Source organism: Rhodospirillales bacterium (genome assembly GCA_016699855.1).
Taxonomy (GTDB): domain Bacteria; phylum Pseudomonadota; class Alphaproteobacteria; order Reyranellales; family Reyranellaceae.
In genome coordinates, this window is the sequence record CP064988.1 from 4,980,511 (window position 1) to 4,998,742 (window position 18,232).

The following is an 18,232-nucleotide window of genomic DNA, read 5'->3' on the forward strand; positions in this document are numbered from 1 at the left end:
GACGATGGAGGCGACGATGTTGATCGGGCGGAACGACGGTCTGGACGGCGTGGTGGCGGGCGAGACGATCCTCAGTCTGGTCGATGGCGAGGCCGGCGAGTTGATCGTGCGCGGCCGCACCCTGTCGGAACTCGTGTCGCGCCATGGCTTCGAGGGCGTCGCGGCGATCCTGTGGGACGGTTTCGTCGACGAGGGCGGCGACCGGGCCGCCGTCCAGGCCGGCTTCGGCCGCGCCCGGGTGGCCGCGTTCGCCTCGGTCCCGCGTCTGCTCGCGGCCGCCGGACATCTGCCGCCGGTCGAGGCGCTGCGCGTGGGCCTCGCGATTCTGCCGGACGAGGACGAGTTGCCGGCCCATGTGCGCGCCTGCGCGGCGCTGGCGGTGTTCCTGCCGGCCTTGCTGCGCCACGCCGAGGGAAAGGCGGCGGTGGCGCCCGATCCGTCGCTCGGCACCGCCGCCGATCTGCTGCGCATGCTCTCCGGCCGCGCCGCGCCGGAGGCGCACGTGCGGGCGCTCGACGCCTACCTGACGACGGTCGCCGACCACGGCTTCAACGCCTCGACCTTCGCGGCGCGCGTCGTGGCGTCGACCGACGCCGGCCTGATCTCCGCCTGCCTCGCGGGCCTTTGCGCGCTGAAGGGACCGCTGCACGGCGGCGCGCCGGGCCCGGTGCTGGACATGCTCGACGAGATCGGCGGCGAGGCCAACGCGCGGCCGTGGCTCGAGGCGGCGATCGTCGACGGCACCAAGCTGATGGGCTTTGGCCACCGCATCTACAAGGTGCGCGATCCACGCGCCGACGTGCTGAAGGCGGTGGCGCGCGATCTCGGTCTGGAGTCAGGCCGGCTGGCCTTCGCGGCGGTCGTCGAGCGCGAGGCGCTGGCGGCGCTGCGGCGGTTGAAGCCGGGGCGGCGGCTCGACACCAATGTCGAATTCTACACCGCGCTGGTGCTGGAGGCGGTGGGCGTGCCGCGCGCGGCGTTCACGCCGCTGTTCGCCGTCGCGCGCGTCGTCGGCTGGTGCGCGCACGTCTTCGAACAGGAACGCGGCGGCCGCATCATGCGCCCGCAGTCGCGCTACATCGGCCCGCTACCCCGCGCCGCGGCTTAGTTCACATCCCTTCTCCCCCGTCATCGGGGGAGAAGGTGCCCGAAGGGCGGATGAGGGGTCTTCGACGTTCAGATTGATCGACCGGCGTGCGCGGCGTCGACCATCGCGCGCGACCGTGAGACCGCGCCCCTCATCCGGCGCTTCGCGCCACCTTCTCCCCCGAAGACGGGGGAGAAGGGAAGAATATCCAGCCATGTGCGATAGCCCTGCCCGATGGTGGGGCAGAAGGAGGACATACGGCCGATGTCAGCCGGTCTCGACCTCGGCCGCGGTTCGGCGGGCGGCCTCGATCAGGCGGATGCGGTCGCCGTCGAGGCCGACGGCGAGCTCGCCGCCCATCAGGCGCAGCGCGTCGCGGCCGAAGATCTCGTGGCGCCAGCCCGACAGGCAGGGCACGTCGCGCTTGCCGGCGGCGAGGCGGTCGATGTCGTCGGAGGACGCCACCAGCCGCGTCGCCACGCCGTCGGCGTCGCAGCGCAGGCGCAGCAGCACCTTCAGCAGGTCGACCACGGCGCCGGGCGCGCGCAGATTCTCGGCCGGCCGCTCGCGCGGCGGCAGATCGGCCTCGGGCACCGCCAGCGCGCGCTCGACGGCATCGAGCACGGCGCGGCCCTGCTTGCCCTCGACGAAGCCGCGGCCGATGCCGCGCGTGGTCGCGAGCTGCTCGACGCTGGTCGGCGTGTGCGAGGCGATCTCCATCAACTGCTCGTCGCGCAGGATGCGCTGGCGCGGCACGTTCACGCGCTGCGCCTCGCGCTCGCGCCAGTCCGCCAGCTCGCGGATCAGCACCATCATGCGCGGCGAGGGGTTGCGCGGCTTGAGACGGCGCCAGGCGTCCTCGGGCTCGACCCGGAACGTGCCGGGCTCGCGCAGGATCGCCATCTCCTCGTCGATCCAGCGGTCGCGGCCGGTCTTCGCCAGCTTGTCGCGCAGGCGCTCGTAGACGACGCGCAGATAGGTCACGTCCGACAGCGCGTAGTGCAGCTGCTTGTCCGACAGCGGCCGGCGCGCCCAGTCGGTGAACCGGCTGGACTTGTCGATGCGCGCCTTGGCCAGCTTGGCGGCCAGCGTGTCGTAGGCCACCTGGTCGCCGAAGCCGCACACCATGGCCGCGACCTGGGTGTCGAAGATCGGTGTCGGCAGCCGGCCGGTCAGCTTGAGGAAGATCTCGAGGTCCTGGCGGGCGGCGTGGAACACCTTCAGGACGGTCGGATTGTCCAGCAGCGCGAAGAACGGCGCCAGGTCGATGCCGGGGGCCAGCGAGTCGATGGCGGCGGCCTCGTCCGGCCCGCCGACCTGCGCCAGGCAGAGCTGCGGCCAGTAGGTCCGTTCGCGCATGAACTCGGTGTCGACGGTGACGAATTCCGCCGTGGCGAGCCGCTCGCAGAACGCCGCGAGGGCGTCGGTCGTCGTGATTAGTTGCATGCCGGGCGCGCTTATAGCCGGCGGCGGCGGCGCTGACCAGCGCGCCGGCGCGATTCCGGCCGGGCTGGTTGACTTTGGCGCGCGATCCGGGGCATTTCCGGCGCTTCCGTATCGAGCCGGCGACGGCGGCGCGCGGCGTCCCTCCGGCGCCGCGCCGCCCGGCGCGCCGGCGGCAACGCCCGGGTCCCGTCCACCATGCACGTCTATCGCACCCACAACTGCGGCCAGCTCCGCGTCGCCGATGTCGGCGGGCAGGCGCGCCTGTCCGGCTGGGTCCAGCGCAAGCGCGACCATGGCGGGCTGCTGTTCATCGACCTGCGCGACCACCACGGCGTCACCCAGATCGTCGTCGACATGTCGAGCCCGGTGTTCAAGACCGCCGAGTCGGTGCGCTCGGAGAGCGTCATCTCCGTCACCGGCAAGGTCGTGAAGCGCGAGCCGAGCACGGTGAACCCGAGGCTGCCGACCGGCGAGGTCGAGCTGGTCGCGGCCGAGCTGGTCGTGCAGTCGATGGCCGAGCCGCTGCCGATCCCGGTATACGCCGAGAACGACACGACGCCGGAGGAACTGCGGCTGAAGTACCGCTTCCTCGACCTGCGCAAGGACAAGCTCCACCGCAACATCATGCTGCGCAGCCAGGTCATCGCGAGCCTGCGCCGGCGCATGATCGAGCAGGGCTTCACCGAGTTCCAGACGCCGATCCTGACGGCCGACAGCCCCGAGGGCGCGCGCTCCTACCTCGTGCCCAGCCGCATCCATCCCGGCAAGTTCTACGCCCTGCCGCAGGCGCCGCAGATGTTCAAGCAGCTGCTGATGGTGTCGGGCTTCGACCGCTACTTCCAGATCGCGCCCTGCTTCCGCGACGAGGACGCGCGCGCCGACCGTGCGCCGGGCGAGTTCTACCAGCTCGATTTCGAGATGAGCTACGTCACCCAGGACGACGTGTTCGCCGCCATCGAGCCGGTGCTGGCCGGCGTGTTCAAGGAGTTCGCGGGCTATTCGAAGGAGACGCCGTGGAGCGTCACCGAGGGCGCGTTTCCGCGCATCGCCTACGACGAGGCGCTGCTCAAGTACGGCAGCGACAAGCCGGACCTGCGCAATCCCCTCGTCATCAGCGATGTCGGCGACGTGTTCGCGGGATCCTCGTTCAAGGTGTTCGCCGGTATCGTCGCCTCGGGCGGCGTGGTGCGGGCGATCCGCGCGCCCGCCGTCGGCGCGCAGCCGCGCAGCTTCTTCGACAAGCTGAACTCCTGGGCGCAGGGCGAGGGCAAGCCCGGGCTGGGCTACATCCTGTTCGAGGCCGGCGCCGGCAAGGGACCGATCGCCAAGTTCGTCGACGAGGAGCGCATGGCGAGGCTGCGCGCCGCGACCGGCGCGGTCGACGGCGACGCGGTGTTCTTCGTCGCCGACAAGGTCGAGGCGGCGTGGAAATTCGCGGGCGCCGCGCGGACGAAGATCGCGCAGGAGATGGACTGCGTCGAGAAGGGGGCGTTCCGGTTCTGCTGGATCGTCGACTTCCCGATGTTCGAATACGACGAGGACGCCAAGAAGATCGACTTCAGCCACAACCCGTTCTCGATGCCGCAGGGCGGGCTCGAGGCGCTCGAGTCGCAGGACCCTCTCTCGATCAAGGCCTACCAGTACGACATCGTCTGCAACGGCGTCGAGCTGAGCTCGGGCGCGATCCGCAACCACAAGCCCGAGATCATGTACAAGGCGTTCGGCATCGCCGGCTACAGCCGCGAGGAGGTCGAGGCGCGCTTCGGCGGCATGCTCAACGCCTTCAAGTACGGCGCGCCGCCGCACGGCGGCTCGGCGCCGGGCGTCGACCGCATCGTCATGCTGCTGGCCGACGAGCCCAACCTGCGCGAGGTCATCGCGTTTCCCATGAACCAGCAGGCGATGGACCTGATGATGGACGCGCCCGCCGAGGCGACGCCGGAGCGCCTGCGCGAGCTCCACCTGCGCGTCGCCCTGCCGCCGAAGAAGGCGGAGTAGGGCGCGGACGGTCTTCGACGCCTCCTCCCTTCTCCTTCGCGGCGCGCGCTTTCGGATTCACGCATCTGAAATGGCAGGCGGGTGCCCTCTCCGCCGCGCAGCGGGGGAGAGGGAGGGGACCCGCCGCGAAGCGGCGGGGTACGCGGTATCGGCGCTTCGCCGATACCGCGGTGGTGAGGTGGTGGTCGGATCAGACGGAACGCCGATGGCGTGAAGTTATTGCCGATGCAGTCAACGTTCGTGGGCCCGCATGTCCGCGATATCGACGCATGCGTCAGCCCTGTCACGACCGCATCCGATACGACGACCACCTCACCGCCGCAGTATCGGCGCTTTGCCGATACTGCGTTCGCGCGCTCCGCGCGGGCCCCTTGCCTCTCCCCCGCTGCGCGGCGGAGAGGGAGAATGCAGGAGACGTCGAAGTCCGTTTCGTTTTCGGCCGCTACGCCTTGCCGCGGGCCTTCTTCCACGCCTCGTAGTCGCGCTTGGCCTCGTCGCCGGCGACCGGGAACAGGCCCTTGAGCGGGCGGCCGCGCGCCACCTCGGCCTCGGCGAACTCCTCGTACTCGTAGGTCGTCACCGCCTCCTGCGCCACCGCCTCGACGATGTCCGGCGGGATCACGAGGACGGCGTCGCGGTCGCCGACCACGATGTCGCCGGGATAGACCGCGACGCCGCCGCAGGCGATCGGAAGCTGCAGGTCGACCGGCCGGTGCGCGATCGGGCTGGGCGGCGAGGAGGGGCGGCGGTGGTAGGCCGGCAGGCCGGTCTTGAACACGCCGTCGGTGTCGCGGAAGCCGCCGTCGGTGACGATGCCGGCCGCGCCGCGCGCCTTGAGGCGTCCGACGTAGAGGTCGCCGGCCGAGGCGGCGCGCGAATCGCCGCGCGAATCGATCATCAGCACGTGGCCCGGCGGGCACTCCTCCATCGCCTGCGGCTGCACCATGCTGCGGTTGGTCGAGGTCGGGCCGTCCTTGTCCTCGCGCGACGGGATGAAGCGCATGGTGAACGCCACGCCGACCATGCGCGGCTGCTCCGGCCGCATCGGATAGACGTCGTACAGCGTCATCGACTTCAGACCGCGGCGGTTCAGCACGCCGGTCAGGGTCGAGGTGCCGACGCGCGCCAGCGCCTCGCGCAGTTCCGGCGTGAGAATGCTCATGGACCTGTTTCCTCCGATTCGTTCCGGCGCCGATGATGCGTGCCGCCGCCGCCCCGATCAAGCGGGCGTCTCCACTCCCTCTCCCCCGCTGCGCGGCGGAGAGGGCAAGGCACGCGCGGCAGCGCGCAGGGGTGCCATGAACGGCGCGGTGGGCGCTGGCATGGCGGGCGCGTCGGGCGTAGCGTCGGCGGCGACGAAGGCGGCGCCGGACGCCGCCACGCAGGATGGAGGATACGCCGATGTTCGATCTCGTGATCCGCGACGCGTGGATCTTCGACGGCGAGGGCAATCCGCCGGCGCATGGCGATCTCGGCGTCACCGATGGCCGCATCGCCGCGGTCGGCGGCAAGCTCGGTCCCGCCAAGGAGGAGGTCGACGCCTCGGGCCTGGCGCTGGCGCCGGGCATCATCGACGGCCACACCCACTACGACGCGCAGATCACCTGGGATCCGTTTGTCGATCCGTCGCCGGCGCTGGGCGTGACCACGGCGGTGCTGGGCAATTGCGGCTTCACCATCGCGCCGTGCAAGCCGGCCGACCGCGACCTGACGATGCGCAACCTCACGCATGTCGAGGGCATGTCGCTGGACGCGCTGCGCACGGGCATCCGCTGGGGCTTCGAGAGCTTCCCGCAGTATCTCGACATGCTGGAGCGCGACGGCGTCGGGCCCAACGTCGCGTGCTTCGCCGGCCACTCCACCATCCGCACCTACGTCATGGGCGAGGACGCCTCGCGCCGCGCCGCGACCGACGCCGAGATCGCTGCGATGGCGGCGATCGTGCGCGAGGCGATGGCCGCCGGCGCGGTCGGCTTCGCCTCGACCACGGCCGAGGCGCATAACGGTGAGGGTGGAATCCCGATGCCGTCGCGGCTGGCGGAGGAGCGCGAGACGCGCGCGCTGGTGAAGGCGATGGGCGAGTCGGGCCGCGGCGTCTACATGCTCACGAAGGGCAACAAGACGACGATCCCGCAGCTTGAGGAGATCGCCGCCGAGACCGACCGGCCGGTGGTGATCGCGGCGCTGTTCCACTCCAACACAAATCCCGACGCGGCTTTCCGCACGCTCGACCAGGTCAACGCCGCGCGCAGCCGCGGCCGGCGCCTGCACGCGCAGACCTCGTGCTGCCCGCTGAGCATGGATTTCACCTTCAAGAGCCCGTACCTGTTCGAGAGCATGGAGGCGTGGAAGCCCGCGATGGCGGCGCACGGCCACGACGATCTCAAGCGCGTCTACGCCGATCCCAAGTGGCGCGCGGCGGTGAAGCACGAGCTGGCGACGCAGCAGGGCCTGCGCGTGTTCAACAGCGAATGGGACAAGCTGTTCGTGGTCGAGGCCGCGACGCCGGCCAACGCCGCGCTGGAGGGCCGCGACCTCGCGGCGCTGGCCAGGGAGTCGGGCAAGGATCCGCTCGACCACATCCTCGACCTCGCGCTGTCGGAGGATCTCGGCACGTCCTTCGTGGCGCAGCTGCTGCACAACGACGAGGCCGCCGTCGGCCGCATCCTCAAGGATCCGCAGACCCACATCTCGCTGAGCGACGCCGGCGCGCATCTCACCTTCTTCTGCGACGCCGGCTTCGGCCTGCACCTGATGGGCCACTGGAGCCGCGACAGGGGCGTGCTCGACCTGCCGCAAGCGATCCACCGGCTCACCAGCCAGCCAACGAAGCTTTTCGGCATCGCCGACCGCGGCACGCTGAAGCCCGGCCTCGCCGCCGACCTGATGCTGTTCGATCCGGCCACCGTGGCGCGCGGCAAGAAGTTCCGCGCCCACGACCTGCCGGCGGGGGCCGCGCGGCTGTCGACCACGGCGGTCGGCCTGCGCGGCGTCTGGGTCAACGGCGTGCTGGTGGCCGACGGCGACGGGCTGCGGCGGAACATCGGCCGCCCCGGCAAGGTGCTGCGCCGCTTCGCGGCCTGACCGTCGCGGGGCGGCAGGGGGACATTCGCGGATCGGCCTGAAACGCCGCGTGCGCGAATCGCGTCCCCGGTTTTCAACCCCTGATTCCACGGCATCGGATCGATTCCGGCGACGGGGACAATCGGCCGTTTCGCGATTTGTATATTGTATTTTGTATACAATATACAAAACGACCCCTTGCGCCGCTCGGGTATCGTCGATTCACGCCATGAAGTAGATAGTTAAAGTAATTTCTCAACTATATTGATTCATCAGGGTTTTTTTTGATATCATAGTTGAATATATACTCCTAAGCGATTGATTTAGTGGATATTTACGTCGACGCCTCCAACATCCTGACGACCGGCACCGAGGATGCGGACCGCATCTTCGCCACCGGCGAGGCCGACACCGTCGATGGCGCCGGCGGCGCCGACATGCTGTTCGGCGGCGGCGGCCGCGACACGCTGCGCGGCGGCGCCGGGGCGGATTTCCTGGTCGGCGGCGCCGACGGCGAGGTCGACATCCTCCAAGGCGGACTGGGCGACGATTTCTACCGGCTCGACGACGCGGGCGAGGTCGCCGACGAGACGGACGGCGACGGCCTCGACACGGTCTGGGTCTCGGCCGGCGCGTCCTACACCGCCTCGGCCGGCATCGAGGTCATCGCCATCAACCGCGACGGCGCCTTCGACGTCGCCGCCAACGCGCTCGACAATCTGGTGTTCGGCAACGACGAGGCCAATAGCGTCGACGGCGGCGACGGGAACGACACGCTGCTGGGCTACGCGGGGGACGACACGCTTGCGGGCGGCGCCGGCGACGATGTGGTCCGTGGCGGTGTTGGCAACGATGTCCTTTCCGGCGAAGGCGGCTTCGACATCATGTTCGGCGGTGGCGGCGATACAGTCTATGGCGGCGCCGGCAACGATTGGATCATGAGCGACATGGGCGCAACGCCTTCGATGATCGCGTACGGCGGGGACGGCGACGACTTCTTCGAGAACGCCGATCCCCCGTCGCCGGGCGTCGGTGGTCGATCTGACACGTACTATGGTGGCGAAGGCGACGATCACTGGAACGACCTCGGCGATCGCAACACGCATTTCGGCGGAGTCGGCGACGACGAGTTGAGCGGAGGCCGCGTGCTCGACGGCGGCGACGGCGATGACCTCCTGTGGGCGTGGCGTGGAGGCACGGTGTACGGCGGAGCCGGCAACGACTTCTCCCAGGGTGCCGACACCACCTACGGCGGCGATGGCGACGACGAACTGGCCTCGGGGGATGGCGGCATCGCCTACGGTGGCGATGGCGACGACACCATCGAGTGCGGGGCGGTCGCCGCGATGGCCTATGGTGGCTCCGGAAACGACCAGATCAGTGTCTCGGATGGCACCGCCTACGGCGGCGATGGCGACGACCAGATATCTGTCGGGGGCGACGCATATTCCAGCGTCAGCGCGTTCGGAGACGATGGCGACGACGTGTTGACTGGCGGCGCGGGCGCGGAGGTGCTCTTCGGCGGCGACGGTGACGATGAGCTCAACGCTGGCGATGACTCCGGTGTCCATCTGCTCTTCGGCGGTGCCGGGGTCGACACGCTGTACGGCGGCGACGGTGCGGATTTCCTGTCCGGGGGCGCCGATGGCGAGGTCGACATGTTGTGGGGCGGGTGGGGCGACGACTTCTACCGCCTCGACGATCTCGGCGAGGTCGCCGACGAGAGCGACGGCGGCGGCGGGATCGACACGGTCTGGGTTTCGGTCGGGACGTCGTACACCGCGTCGGCGGGGATCGAGATCGTGGCGGTCAACGTCGCCGGCGATTTCGATGTCACCGGCAACGGGCTCGACAACGCCCTGCACGGCAACGACGAGGTCAATCGCCTGTATGGCGGCGCCGGGAACGACCTGCTGCGCGGCTACGATGGCGACGACACGCTGACCGGCGGTGCCGGCTACGACGTGATGATCGGCGGCGCGGGGGCGGATATCTTCGCGATCGGCGCCGGCGACGGCGACGATCTGATCTGCGACTTCGACGCCGCGGCGGGCGACCGCGTCGACCTCGCCGACGGCGTCGTGTTCCTCGGCGCCGGCGCCACGCCCGACGTGGCGATGCTGTCGGCCGACGGCGGCCTGACGATCACCTATCTCAGCGCCAACAACGGCCATGCCTGGCAGGCCGAGGATTTCATCTGAATCGAAATGGCTGATATTTACGTCGACACCTCCAACATCCTGACGACCGGCACCGAGGACGCGGACCGCGTCTTCGCGACCGGCGAGGCCGACACCGTCGATGGCGCCGGCGGCGCCGACATGCTGTTCGGCGGCGGCGGCCGCGACACGCTGCGCGGCGGCGCCGGCGCCGATTTCCTCGTCGGTGGCGCCGACGGCGAGGTCGACGTCCTGCAGGGCGGCGCGGGCGACGATTTCTACCGGCTCGACGACGAGGGCGAGGTCGCCGACGAGACCGACGGCGACGGGATCGACACGGTCTGGGTCTCGGCCGGCGCGTCCTACACCGCCTCGGCCGGCATCGAGGTGATCGCCATCAACCGCGACGGCGCCTTCGACATCACCGCCAACGCGCTCGACAACCTCGTGTTCGGCAACGACGAGGCCAACAGCGTCGATGGCGGCGACGGCAACGACACGCTGCTGGGCTACGCGGGCGACGACAGCCTCGACGGCGGCGCGGGCTCGGACACGCTGTACGGCGCGCTGGGCGACGACACCCTGGACGGCGGCGCGGACGACGACACCGCGTATCTCGGCGACGGCGACATCGCGTATGGCGGGGACGGCGACGATTTCCTGCTCGTGGACTCCGCGGCGCCGGGAGGCGTGGACCGCATCACCGCCTATGGCGGCGCCGGGCAGGATATTTTCTTCAAGAGCTCCACCGGCGTGCTGGCGACGATGGTCGCCTACGGCGGCGACGGCGACGACATTTTCGCGAGCGACGGTTCCAGCGGCTCGGGCGCCATGCGGGACACGTTCTTCGGTGGCGCCGGGAACGACTGGGCCGACAGCGATATCGGCGGCCAGCACTACGGCTTGGTCGGCACGCCGGTACGGATTCCCGCCGGGACGTTCTTCGGCGGAGATGGCCACGACCTGCTGCGCGGCGCGGCGCTGCTCGACGGCGGCGAGGGCGACGACACGCTCGGCTATGGTCTCACCAGCTACGGTGGCGCCGGTGGCGATGTGATCGAAGTCCTCGCCTACAGCGACGATGCCGCCGCGGCGCTCGCCGCCGGCGTCGCGGTCGTCGCCGACGGGGGCGACGGCGACGACCGGATCCACATGCTGCTTCAATGGGCCGCCGGCGCCACCGCGTACGGCGGCGATGGTGCGGATGTGATCCGCGTGGACGCGAACGGAGGCGCGACCCCGGCGGCCGTCGTGGTCCGAGGCGATGCTGGAGACGACGCGATCACGGTGGGCGCGACCGACGCCGTCGACGCCCTTGTCGATGGTGGTGCCGGCAACGATACGATATCGATGCGGTACACGGAATCCACCATCGTCGTGCTCGGCGGCGATGGTGACGACACGATCTCGCTCGAAGGCGATGCGTATTCCAGCGTCACCGCGTACGGCGGGGGCGGTGCCGACACGGTGTACGGCAGCATCGGCGACGACACGCTCGACGGCGGCGCGGGCGACGACGTGGCCTATGGCGGCGAGGGCAACGACGTCCTCGACGAGGACCATGTTCCCTACGTCCTCCAGCCGCTCGAGCCGTCGGTCGGCTTCATCGATCTGGCGGCGGCGCAGGCGGCGGCCACGGGCGGCCGCGACACGCAGTATGGCGGCGCCGGCGACGACCAGCTCTGGCTGGGCGAGACCGTTTACGGCGGCGACGGCAGCGACAACATCCTGCTCGGCGGCGTGGACGCCACGGCCTACGGCGGAGCCGGCGACGACTACATCGACAGCGGATTGCTCGGCGGCGCCACCGTGTTCGGTGGCGCGGACACCGACTACATCGACGCCAGCGGCGCCGACGTCGCGTACGGTGGGGATGGCGACGACTACTTGGTCGCGCGGCACGCCGTGCCGGGTGACCAGGGGCGGATCACCGCTTACGGCGGCGCCGGAAACGACGTCATCGAGGGCGCGGCGGTCGGCGCGTCGGTGACGGTGCTCGGCTACGGTGGCGATGGCGACGACTATTTTGAGAACGCCAATCCCGCGTCGCCCGGGGGTGTCGAGCGATCGAACACCTTCCACGGCGGAGACGGTGACGACCTGGCGGCCGACCTCGGGGGCCGCGACACCTATTTCGGCGAGGGCGGCGACGACGAGCTTATCGGCGGCCGCGTGCTCGACGGCGGCGACGGCGCCGACATCGTGTGGAACTACAGCGGAGGGACCGCTTACGGCGGCGATGGCGCGGACACACTGTTTGGCGGCGGCGCCGGAACGGCGTACGGCGGCGCGGGCGCCGACGTGTTCGGAGGTGGCGCCGATACGGCGTACGGCGGCGATGGCGATGACATGTTCGAGGGTGGCGCCGTCGCTTACGGCGGTGATGGCGACGACACGTTCGAAATGGATAGCGCCATCGCCTACGGCGGCGCGGGCGCGGACGATCTGCGCGGCCATACCGGGTTCAGCACCTTGTTCGGCGACGATGGCGCCGACGTCCTTGGGGTCGCCCTTGGCGCCGACGCCGCGCTGATGATCGGCGGCGCGGGCCTCGACACGCTCATCGGCTATCACGGCGACGACACGCTCATCGGCGGCGCCGATGGCGAGGTCGACATCCTGCGTGGCGGAGGAGGGAACGATTTCTACCGTCTCGACGATCTCGGCGAGACCGCCGACGAGACCGATGGCGGTGGCGTCGACACCGTCTGGGTGTCGGTCGGCGGATCGTACACGGCGTCGGCGGGGATCGAGGTCGTGGCGGTCAACGTCGCGGGCGATTTCGACGTCGCCGGCAACGGGCTCGACAACGCCCTGCACGGCAACGACGAGGTCAACCGCCTCTATGGCGGCGCGGGCGACGATCTGCTGCGCGGCTACGGCGGCGACGACACGCTCGTGGGTGGCGCCGGCTACGACGTCATGATCGGCGGCGCGGGCGCGGACATCTTCGCGATCGGCGCCGGCGACGGCGACGATCTGATCTGCGACTTCGACGCGTCGGCGGGCGACCGCGTCGACCTCGCCGACGGCGTCGTGTTCCTCGGCGTCGGCGCCACGCCCGACGTGGCGATGCTGTCGTCCGACGGCGGCCTGACGATCACGTACCTCAGCGCCAACAACGGCCATGCCTGGCAGGCGGAGGATTTCATCTGAGGTAGGGGGAGCGGACTTCGACGTGTTTTCCTTCTCCCTCGGGGACGAGGGTGAAGGGCGGAGAAGGCTACGCGCTTCCGCCGTTCCGTCCCTTCTGTCATCCCGAGCGCAGCGAGGGATCTAGGCGCTGACCCTAGATCCCTCGCTGCGCTCGGGATGACAGTGGGAGAGTCGCGAACCGCCCGTCGTCCTGAACGCCAGCGAAGAACCTCGACTCCGCTAGCCCGACTGCGCCGCCATCCAGTCGCGGAAGGCGGCGACCTTGCGGGAGGCGCGGCGGCGCGGGGGGCAGACGAAGAAATAGGCGAAGGCCAGCGGGGTCTCGACGCCGAACGGCGACACCAGCTTGCCGGCGCGCAGATCCTCGGCCGCCAGCCGCGTCTTGGCCAGCGCCACGCCGTGGCCGCCGGCGGCCGCCTCGAGCACCAGGCTGGACTGGTTGAAGCGCAGGCCGCGGCCGGACTCGGCGGCGTCGACGCCGGCGGCGCGCAGCCACATGCGCCAATCGGGACAGCTCGGGTCCTGATCGGGGCTGTCGTCGTGCAGCAGCGTGTAGCGCGCGAGATCGGCCGGCACGCGCAGCGGGGCGGCGCCCGCCAGCAGCGACGGCGCGCAGACCGGCACCACGCTCTCGTCGAGCAGCTTCTCGGAGATCAGGCCGGGATAGCCGCCGGCGCCGTAGCGGATGGCGCAGTCCACGTCGTCGGCGTCGAAATCGACGAGGTGCATGGTGGCGGTGATGCGCACGTCGATGTCGGGATGATGGACGCGGAAATCGTCGAGCCGCGGCACCAGCCATTTCGAGGCGAAGGACGGCGCGACGGATACCGTGAGCGGGCCGCTCTCGCCGGCGGTGTCCAACTCGGCCAGCGCCGCCAGCAGCGATTCGAAGCCCTCGACCAGACCCGGCAGGCAGGCCTGGCCCTCGTCGGTCAGGATCAGCGTCCGGCCGCCGCGGCGGAACAGGGGACAGCCGAGATGGTCCTCGAGCTGCTTGATCTGCTGGCTGACCGCCGCCGGCGTGACGTTGAGCTCGTTGGCCGCCTTGGAGAAGCTCAGATGCTTGGCCGCCACCACGAAGGCGCGCAGCGAGTTCAGCGGCGGCAGTCGGTTGATCGTGCGGCGCATCGGGGGTCCAGGCGGAGGCGGGGCGCGGCGCGCACGGCGTCCACCGCGTCGATATCGTCCCCGCGCCGCCTTCTCGCAAGGCCCGTGCCGGCGGTCAACGGCGGGGGGGGGCAGGACGTGCGATCGGTGGGAAGGTGGAGCGCTATCATCCCTCTCCGCCGCGCAGCGGGGGAGAGGGAAGGGGCCCGCGCGCAGCGCGGGAACGCAGTATCGGCAAAGCGCCGATACTGCGGCGGTGAGGTGGTCGTGGTATCGTTCACAGTGTCGATGGACAGGCGACGTGCGCCGGTATCGAACCTCCGGACCTCGGACATCGTCGATATCAGGATAGTTGGTTTTCCGTCGGCGTCCGTGTCGATACGACCACCACCTCACCCTCCCCGCCGCTCGCGGCGGGTCCCCTCCCTCTCCCCGCTGCGCGGCGGAGAGGGCATTCAGCGGCGAAGAGGGCATTTGCTCGCAGGAAGGCTCGCACGCCGCCGATCAGGGTGCGCCGCCCTGTCGCACCCTTGTGGATGACTCCTCCCGCGGGGCCGTGGCAGGATGCTGCACATGCGAAGGATCGCCATCGTCGGAACCGCGGGTGCGGGTAAGAGCGTGCTGGCCGGCAGGCTGGCGCCCGCGCTCGGCGCCGAGATCGTCGAGCTGGATCAGCTGTTCTGGGGCCCGGACTGGACGCCGGTGCTGCCGGAGCTGTTCCGCCACCGCGTCGAGGCCGCGACCTCGGGCGACCGCTGGATCGTGTCGGGCAATTACGCGCAGGTGCGTGACATCGTCTGGCGCCGGGCCGACACGGTGGTGTGGCTCGATTACGCGCTGCCGCTGACCCTGCGCCGGCTGGCGTTGCGCACCATCAGGCGCGTGGTGTCGGGCGAGGACCTCTGGGGCACGGGCAACCGCGAGACCTGGCGGGCGCTGTTCGGCCGCGACTCGATCCTGCTGTGGGCGGCGCGCACCCACCACCGCAACGCCCGGGGCCTGACCCAGTCGCTCGACGAGCAGCGCTTCGCGCATCTCCAGACGCTGCGCTTCAAGTCGCCGCGCGAGTTGCGGCGCTGGCTCGCCGCGCAGGCCTCGGCCGACCGCCCGACCACCGGCGCCTCGGCCGACGAGGCGCGCTACGGCGCGATGGCGGGGCGGTAGCGGGGCTTTCCACGACGTGGCGCCGTGCTTCGCGCGACGCGCGGCAACACGACGCCGCTGTCATCCCGAGCGCAGCGAGGGATCCAGGCACCGCTCCTGGATCCCTCGCTGCGCTCGGGATGACAGCGGGGTACGCGAGCGGACGGTGGGCGACGCGCCAGCGAGCGGTGGGGTGCGCGAGAGCGGACGGTGCGCGACGGGCGGCGCGAAGCGGCGGGGCGCTCGTCGGCGGCTGGCGGGTGGCGAGAGAGTCGCCGGTCGGCGGGGAACACCGCCCCGCGCCGGGTCGGTCGCGTGGTGGCGACCGAGGCCGCGCTTCGCCGGTCAGGGCGCGCGCGGCGCTGGAGGCCCGAGCCGGAATCGAACCGACATAAACGGATTTGCAGTCCGCTGCATAGCCATTCTGCCATCGGGCCGGCGCGAGTGGTGGGCGCGGTATAGGTGCGCCGCCCCGCACGGTCAAGCCGCGGGGATTCCTCCCTCTCCGCCGCGTAGCGGGGGAGAGGGTGAAGACGCCGCGCCCGCGCGCCGGCCTCCACGCCTCGCGCGTTGCCCGCCCGGAACGCGGCGTCTATAAGTCGCGCGCGTCGTTCAACTTCGGTCCGCCGGATACCGCCATGGCCCAGGATTTCGCCGTCGCCCGCCGCAACATGGTCGACGGGCAGTTGCGTCCCAACCAGATCGTCGATCCGGCGCTGCTGGCGGCGCTGTCGTCCGTGCCGCGCGAGGCGTTCGTGCCGGCCGACCGCGCCGGCATCGCCTATTCCGACGAGGCCGTGCCGCTGGGCGGCGGACGGGCGCTGATGGAGCCGATGGCGCTGGCGCGGCTGATCCAGATCGCGCGGCCCGCCACGGGCGACGCCGCGCTGGTGGTCGGCGCCGGCACCGGCTACGGCGCGGCGATCCTGTCGCGGCTGGTGGCGACGGTGGTGGCGGTGGAATCCGACGCAGCCCTGCTGGCGCGGGCGCGCGCGGCGCTGGCGGGCGCGGCTAACGTGACGCTGGTCGAGGGTGCGCTGGCCGAAGGCGGCGCGGCCAAGGGGCCGTACGACCTGATCCTGGTCGAAGGCATGATCGAAGCGATCCCCGAGGCGCTGGCGGCGAAGCTGGCCGAGGACGGCCGGCTGGTGGCGGTGGTCGGCGACGGCCGCCCCGGCGTGCCCGGACAGGCGCATCTCGGTCGCCGCGCCGGCGGCGTGTTCTCGAGCCGTCCGGTGTTCGACATCGGCGTGCCGCTGCTGCCGGGCTTCGCCAAGCCGCGCGCCTTCGCGTTCTGACCACCGCTTCGGGTCGGCGCGCGCTTGCGGATTGGCGCCGGCGCGCTAGGGTGCCGCGATGTCCGCGCTGGAGGAGATCGACCCGCCCGAACTGTCGCGCCGGCTGGCCGCGCCGGAGGCGCCGGTCGTGGTCGACGTGCGCGAGCCGTGGGAACTCGACATCTGCCGCCTGCCGGACAGCGTCGACGTTCCGCTCGGCGAGCTGCCCGGGCGGATAATGTCGCTACCCGCCGACCGGCCGCTGGTGATACTCTGCCACCATGGAATGCGCAGCCGGCGCGCGGCGCTGTGGCTGCGCGCGCAGGGGATCGAACGGGTGTCCAATCTACGCGGCGGCATCGACGCCTGGGCGCGGACGGTCGATCCCGGGATGAGGACGTATTGATGGGTAGGCGTTTGGGCGTATCGACCGGCGCGCGCCGTCTCGCGGCCATCCTGCTGGCCGGCACCGCGCTGGTCGTCCCGGCCGCCGCCGCGTCGGCGCAGACGCTCGTCGAGACGCTGGTCTCGACCTACAATTCCAACTCCGATCTTCTCGCGCAGCGCGCCCGGCTGCGGGTGGTCGACGAGGGCGTCAGCCAGGCGCTGGCGTTCTGGCGGCCGACGATCCGCGCCTCCGGCGACGCCGGGATCGGCCGGATCGACAGCAATCTGCGCCGGCCCGAGCGCAACGACCTGTGGCCGCGCAGCTACCAGATCACGCTCAGCCAGCCGCTGTTCCGCGGCGGCAAGACGCTGGCGGCGACCCGGGGCGCGGAGGCCGACGTGCAGGCCGAGCGCGCGACGCTGTTCGACCGCGAGCAGTTCGCGCTGCTGTCGGCGGTGAGTTCTTACAGCGACGTGGTGCGCGACGCCGCCACCGTGGAGTTGCGCCGCAACAACGTCCGCGTGCTGCAGACGCAGCTCGAATCGACCAACGCCCGCTTCCGCGTCGGCGAGCTGACCCGCACCGACGTCGCGCAGTCCGAATCGCGGCTGGCGAAATCGCAGTCGGACCTGACGCTGGCCGAGGCGACGCTGGCGATCTCCCGCGCGACGTTCGAGCGCGTGGTCGGGCGGCCGGTCGGCGGCCGGCTGGACGAGGCGCCGCTGCTGTCGCAGCTGCCGGCGAGCGAGGAGAACGCCGTCGCGCTGGCGCTGGAGTACGCGCCGCGCGTCGTCGCCGCGCGCTACCGTCTACTGAGCGCCAACTACGCGATCGACAACGCCAAGGGCGATCTGCTGCCGCAGGCCTCGCTCGACGCCACCGCGCGGCGCGCCCACGACAGCACGATCGCCGACGACCGCACCCGCACCTACCAGATCAGGGCGACGGTGACGGTGCCGCTGTACCAGGGCGGCGGCGAATACAGCCGCGTGCGCGCCGCCAAGCAGACCTACGGCCAGCGCCAGGTCGAGCTCGACGGCGCGCGGCGCCAGTCGGCCGAGGCCGCGATCCGCGCCTACCGCACCTACGACGCCGCCCGCGCGCTGGTCGAATCGATCGGCGCGCAGGTGCGCGCCGCCCAGGTGGCGCTCGACGGCGTCCGCCAGGAGGCGCAGGTCGGCTCGCGCACCACGCTGGACGTGCTCAACGCCGAGCAGGAGCTGATCGACGCCCAGGTCCAGCTCGTGGCGGCGCGGCGCGGGCTGGTGATCGGCCACTACCAGGTGCTGGCGGAGGTCGGCCAGCTGACGGCGCGGCAGCTCAAGCTGCCCGTGGAGCTCTACGACGAGGAGAGGTACTACAAGAACGTCCGCGACGCTTGGTTCGGCCTCGGTCCTTGACGATGGCC

At 70.9% G+C, this 18,232-nt stretch carries 12 protein-coding genes and 1 tRNA gene; 9 read left to right on the top strand and 4 right to left on the bottom strand.

Features of this window, described 5'->3' with window-relative positions; translation table 11 throughout:
* Positions 1-4: 4 nt before the first annotated feature.
* A complete protein-coding gene (locus IPK81_23665) occupies positions 5-1,108 on the top strand; it encodes a citrate synthase/methylcitrate synthase (GenBank protein QQS12435.1) in 1,104 nt (367 codons plus the stop codon).
* A 246-nt stretch (positions 1,109-1,354) separates the two neighbouring features.
* Here IPK81_23665 and rnd read toward each other — a convergent pair whose 3' ends face one another.
* Positions 1,355-2,533, bottom strand: a complete 1,179-nt coding sequence (gene rnd, locus IPK81_23670) for a ribonuclease D (protein ID QQS12436.1) — start codon at positions 2,531-2,533, stop codon at positions 1,355-1,357.
* A gap of 195 nt (positions 2,534-2,728) precedes the next feature.
* On the opposite strand from rnd, the gene aspS reads away from it, so the two are divergent.
* A complete protein-coding gene (gene aspS, locus IPK81_23675) occupies positions 2,729-4,531 on the top strand; it encodes an aspartate--tRNA ligase (protein ID QQS12437.1) in 1,803 nt (600 codons plus the stop codon).
* Between the two features lie 442 nt (positions 4,532-4,973).
* Here aspS and IPK81_23680 read toward each other — a convergent pair whose 3' ends face one another.
* Positions 4,974-5,693: a ribonuclease activity regulator RraA gene (locus tag IPK81_23680; GenBank protein ID QQS12438.1), complete on the bottom strand. Its 720-nt coding sequence runs from the start codon at positions 5,691-5,693 to the stop codon at positions 4,974-4,976.
* 239 nt (positions 5,694-5,932) lie between these two features.
* Between IPK81_23680 and IPK81_23685 the strand changes: the two genes are divergently transcribed.
* The 3 genes from IPK81_23685 to IPK81_23695 all read left to right on the top strand — a co-directional run bounded on the left by IPK81_23685 (position 5,933) and on the right by IPK81_23695 (position 12,909).
* Positions 5,933-7,615: an amidohydrolase family protein gene (locus IPK81_23685; GenBank protein ID QQS12439.1), complete on the top strand. Its 1,683-nt coding sequence runs from the start codon at positions 5,933-5,935 to the stop codon at positions 7,613-7,615.
* 305 nt (positions 7,616-7,920) lie between these two features.
* Positions 7,921-9,795: a hypothetical protein gene (locus IPK81_23690; protein ID QQS12440.1), complete on the top strand. Its 1,875-nt coding sequence runs from the start codon at positions 7,921-7,923 to the stop codon at positions 9,793-9,795.
* A 6-nt stretch (positions 9,796-9,801) separates the two neighbouring features.
* A complete protein-coding gene (locus IPK81_23695) occupies positions 9,802-12,909 on the top strand; it encodes a hypothetical protein (protein ID QQS12441.1) in 3,108 nt (1,035 codons plus the stop codon).
* Between the two features lie 219 nt (positions 12,910-13,128).
* Here the strand turns inward: IPK81_23695 and IPK81_23700 are convergent, their stop codons facing one another.
* On the bottom strand, positions 13,129-14,037 hold the full coding sequence (locus IPK81_23700) for a transcriptional regulator GcvA (GenBank protein ID QQS12442.1): 909 nt from the start codon (positions 14,035-14,037) through the stop codon (positions 13,129-13,131).
* 552 nt (positions 14,038-14,589) lie between these two features.
* Here IPK81_23700 and IPK81_23705 point away from each other — a divergent pair.
* Complete coding sequence (locus tag IPK81_23705; GenBank protein ID QQS12443.1) at positions 14,590-15,180, top strand: adenylate kinase; 591 nt, start codon at positions 14,590-14,592, stop codon at positions 15,178-15,180.
* Between the two features lie 342 nt (positions 15,181-15,522).
* Here IPK81_23705 and IPK81_23710 read toward each other — a convergent pair.
* Positions 15,523-15,596 (bottom strand) — tRNA-Cys (locus IPK81_23710).
* A 201-nt stretch (positions 15,597-15,797) separates the two neighbouring features.
* Here IPK81_23710 and IPK81_23715 point away from each other — a divergent pair.
* The 3 genes from IPK81_23715 to IPK81_23725 are packed head-to-tail and all read left to right on the top strand — an operon-like array spanning position 15,798 to position 18,224.
* Positions 15,798-16,457 carry a protein-L-isoaspartate O-methyltransferase gene (locus IPK81_23715; protein ID QQS12444.1) on the top strand — a complete coding sequence of 220 codons (660 nt, stop codon included), beginning with the start codon at positions 15,798-15,800 and terminating at the stop codon, positions 16,455-16,457.
* A 58-nt stretch (positions 16,458-16,515) separates the two neighbouring features.
* Complete coding sequence (locus tag IPK81_23720; GenBank protein ID QQS12445.1) at positions 16,516-16,842, top strand: sulfurtransferase; 327 nt, start codon at positions 16,516-16,518, stop codon at positions 16,840-16,842.
* A complete protein-coding gene (locus IPK81_23725; protein ID QQS12446.1) occupies positions 16,842-18,224 on the top strand; it encodes a TolC family outer membrane protein in 1,383 nt (460 codons plus the stop codon). Before IPK81_23720 ends, IPK81_23725 begins: the two co-directional genes overlap by 1 nt.
* Positions 18,225-18,232 lie beyond the last annotated feature (8 nt).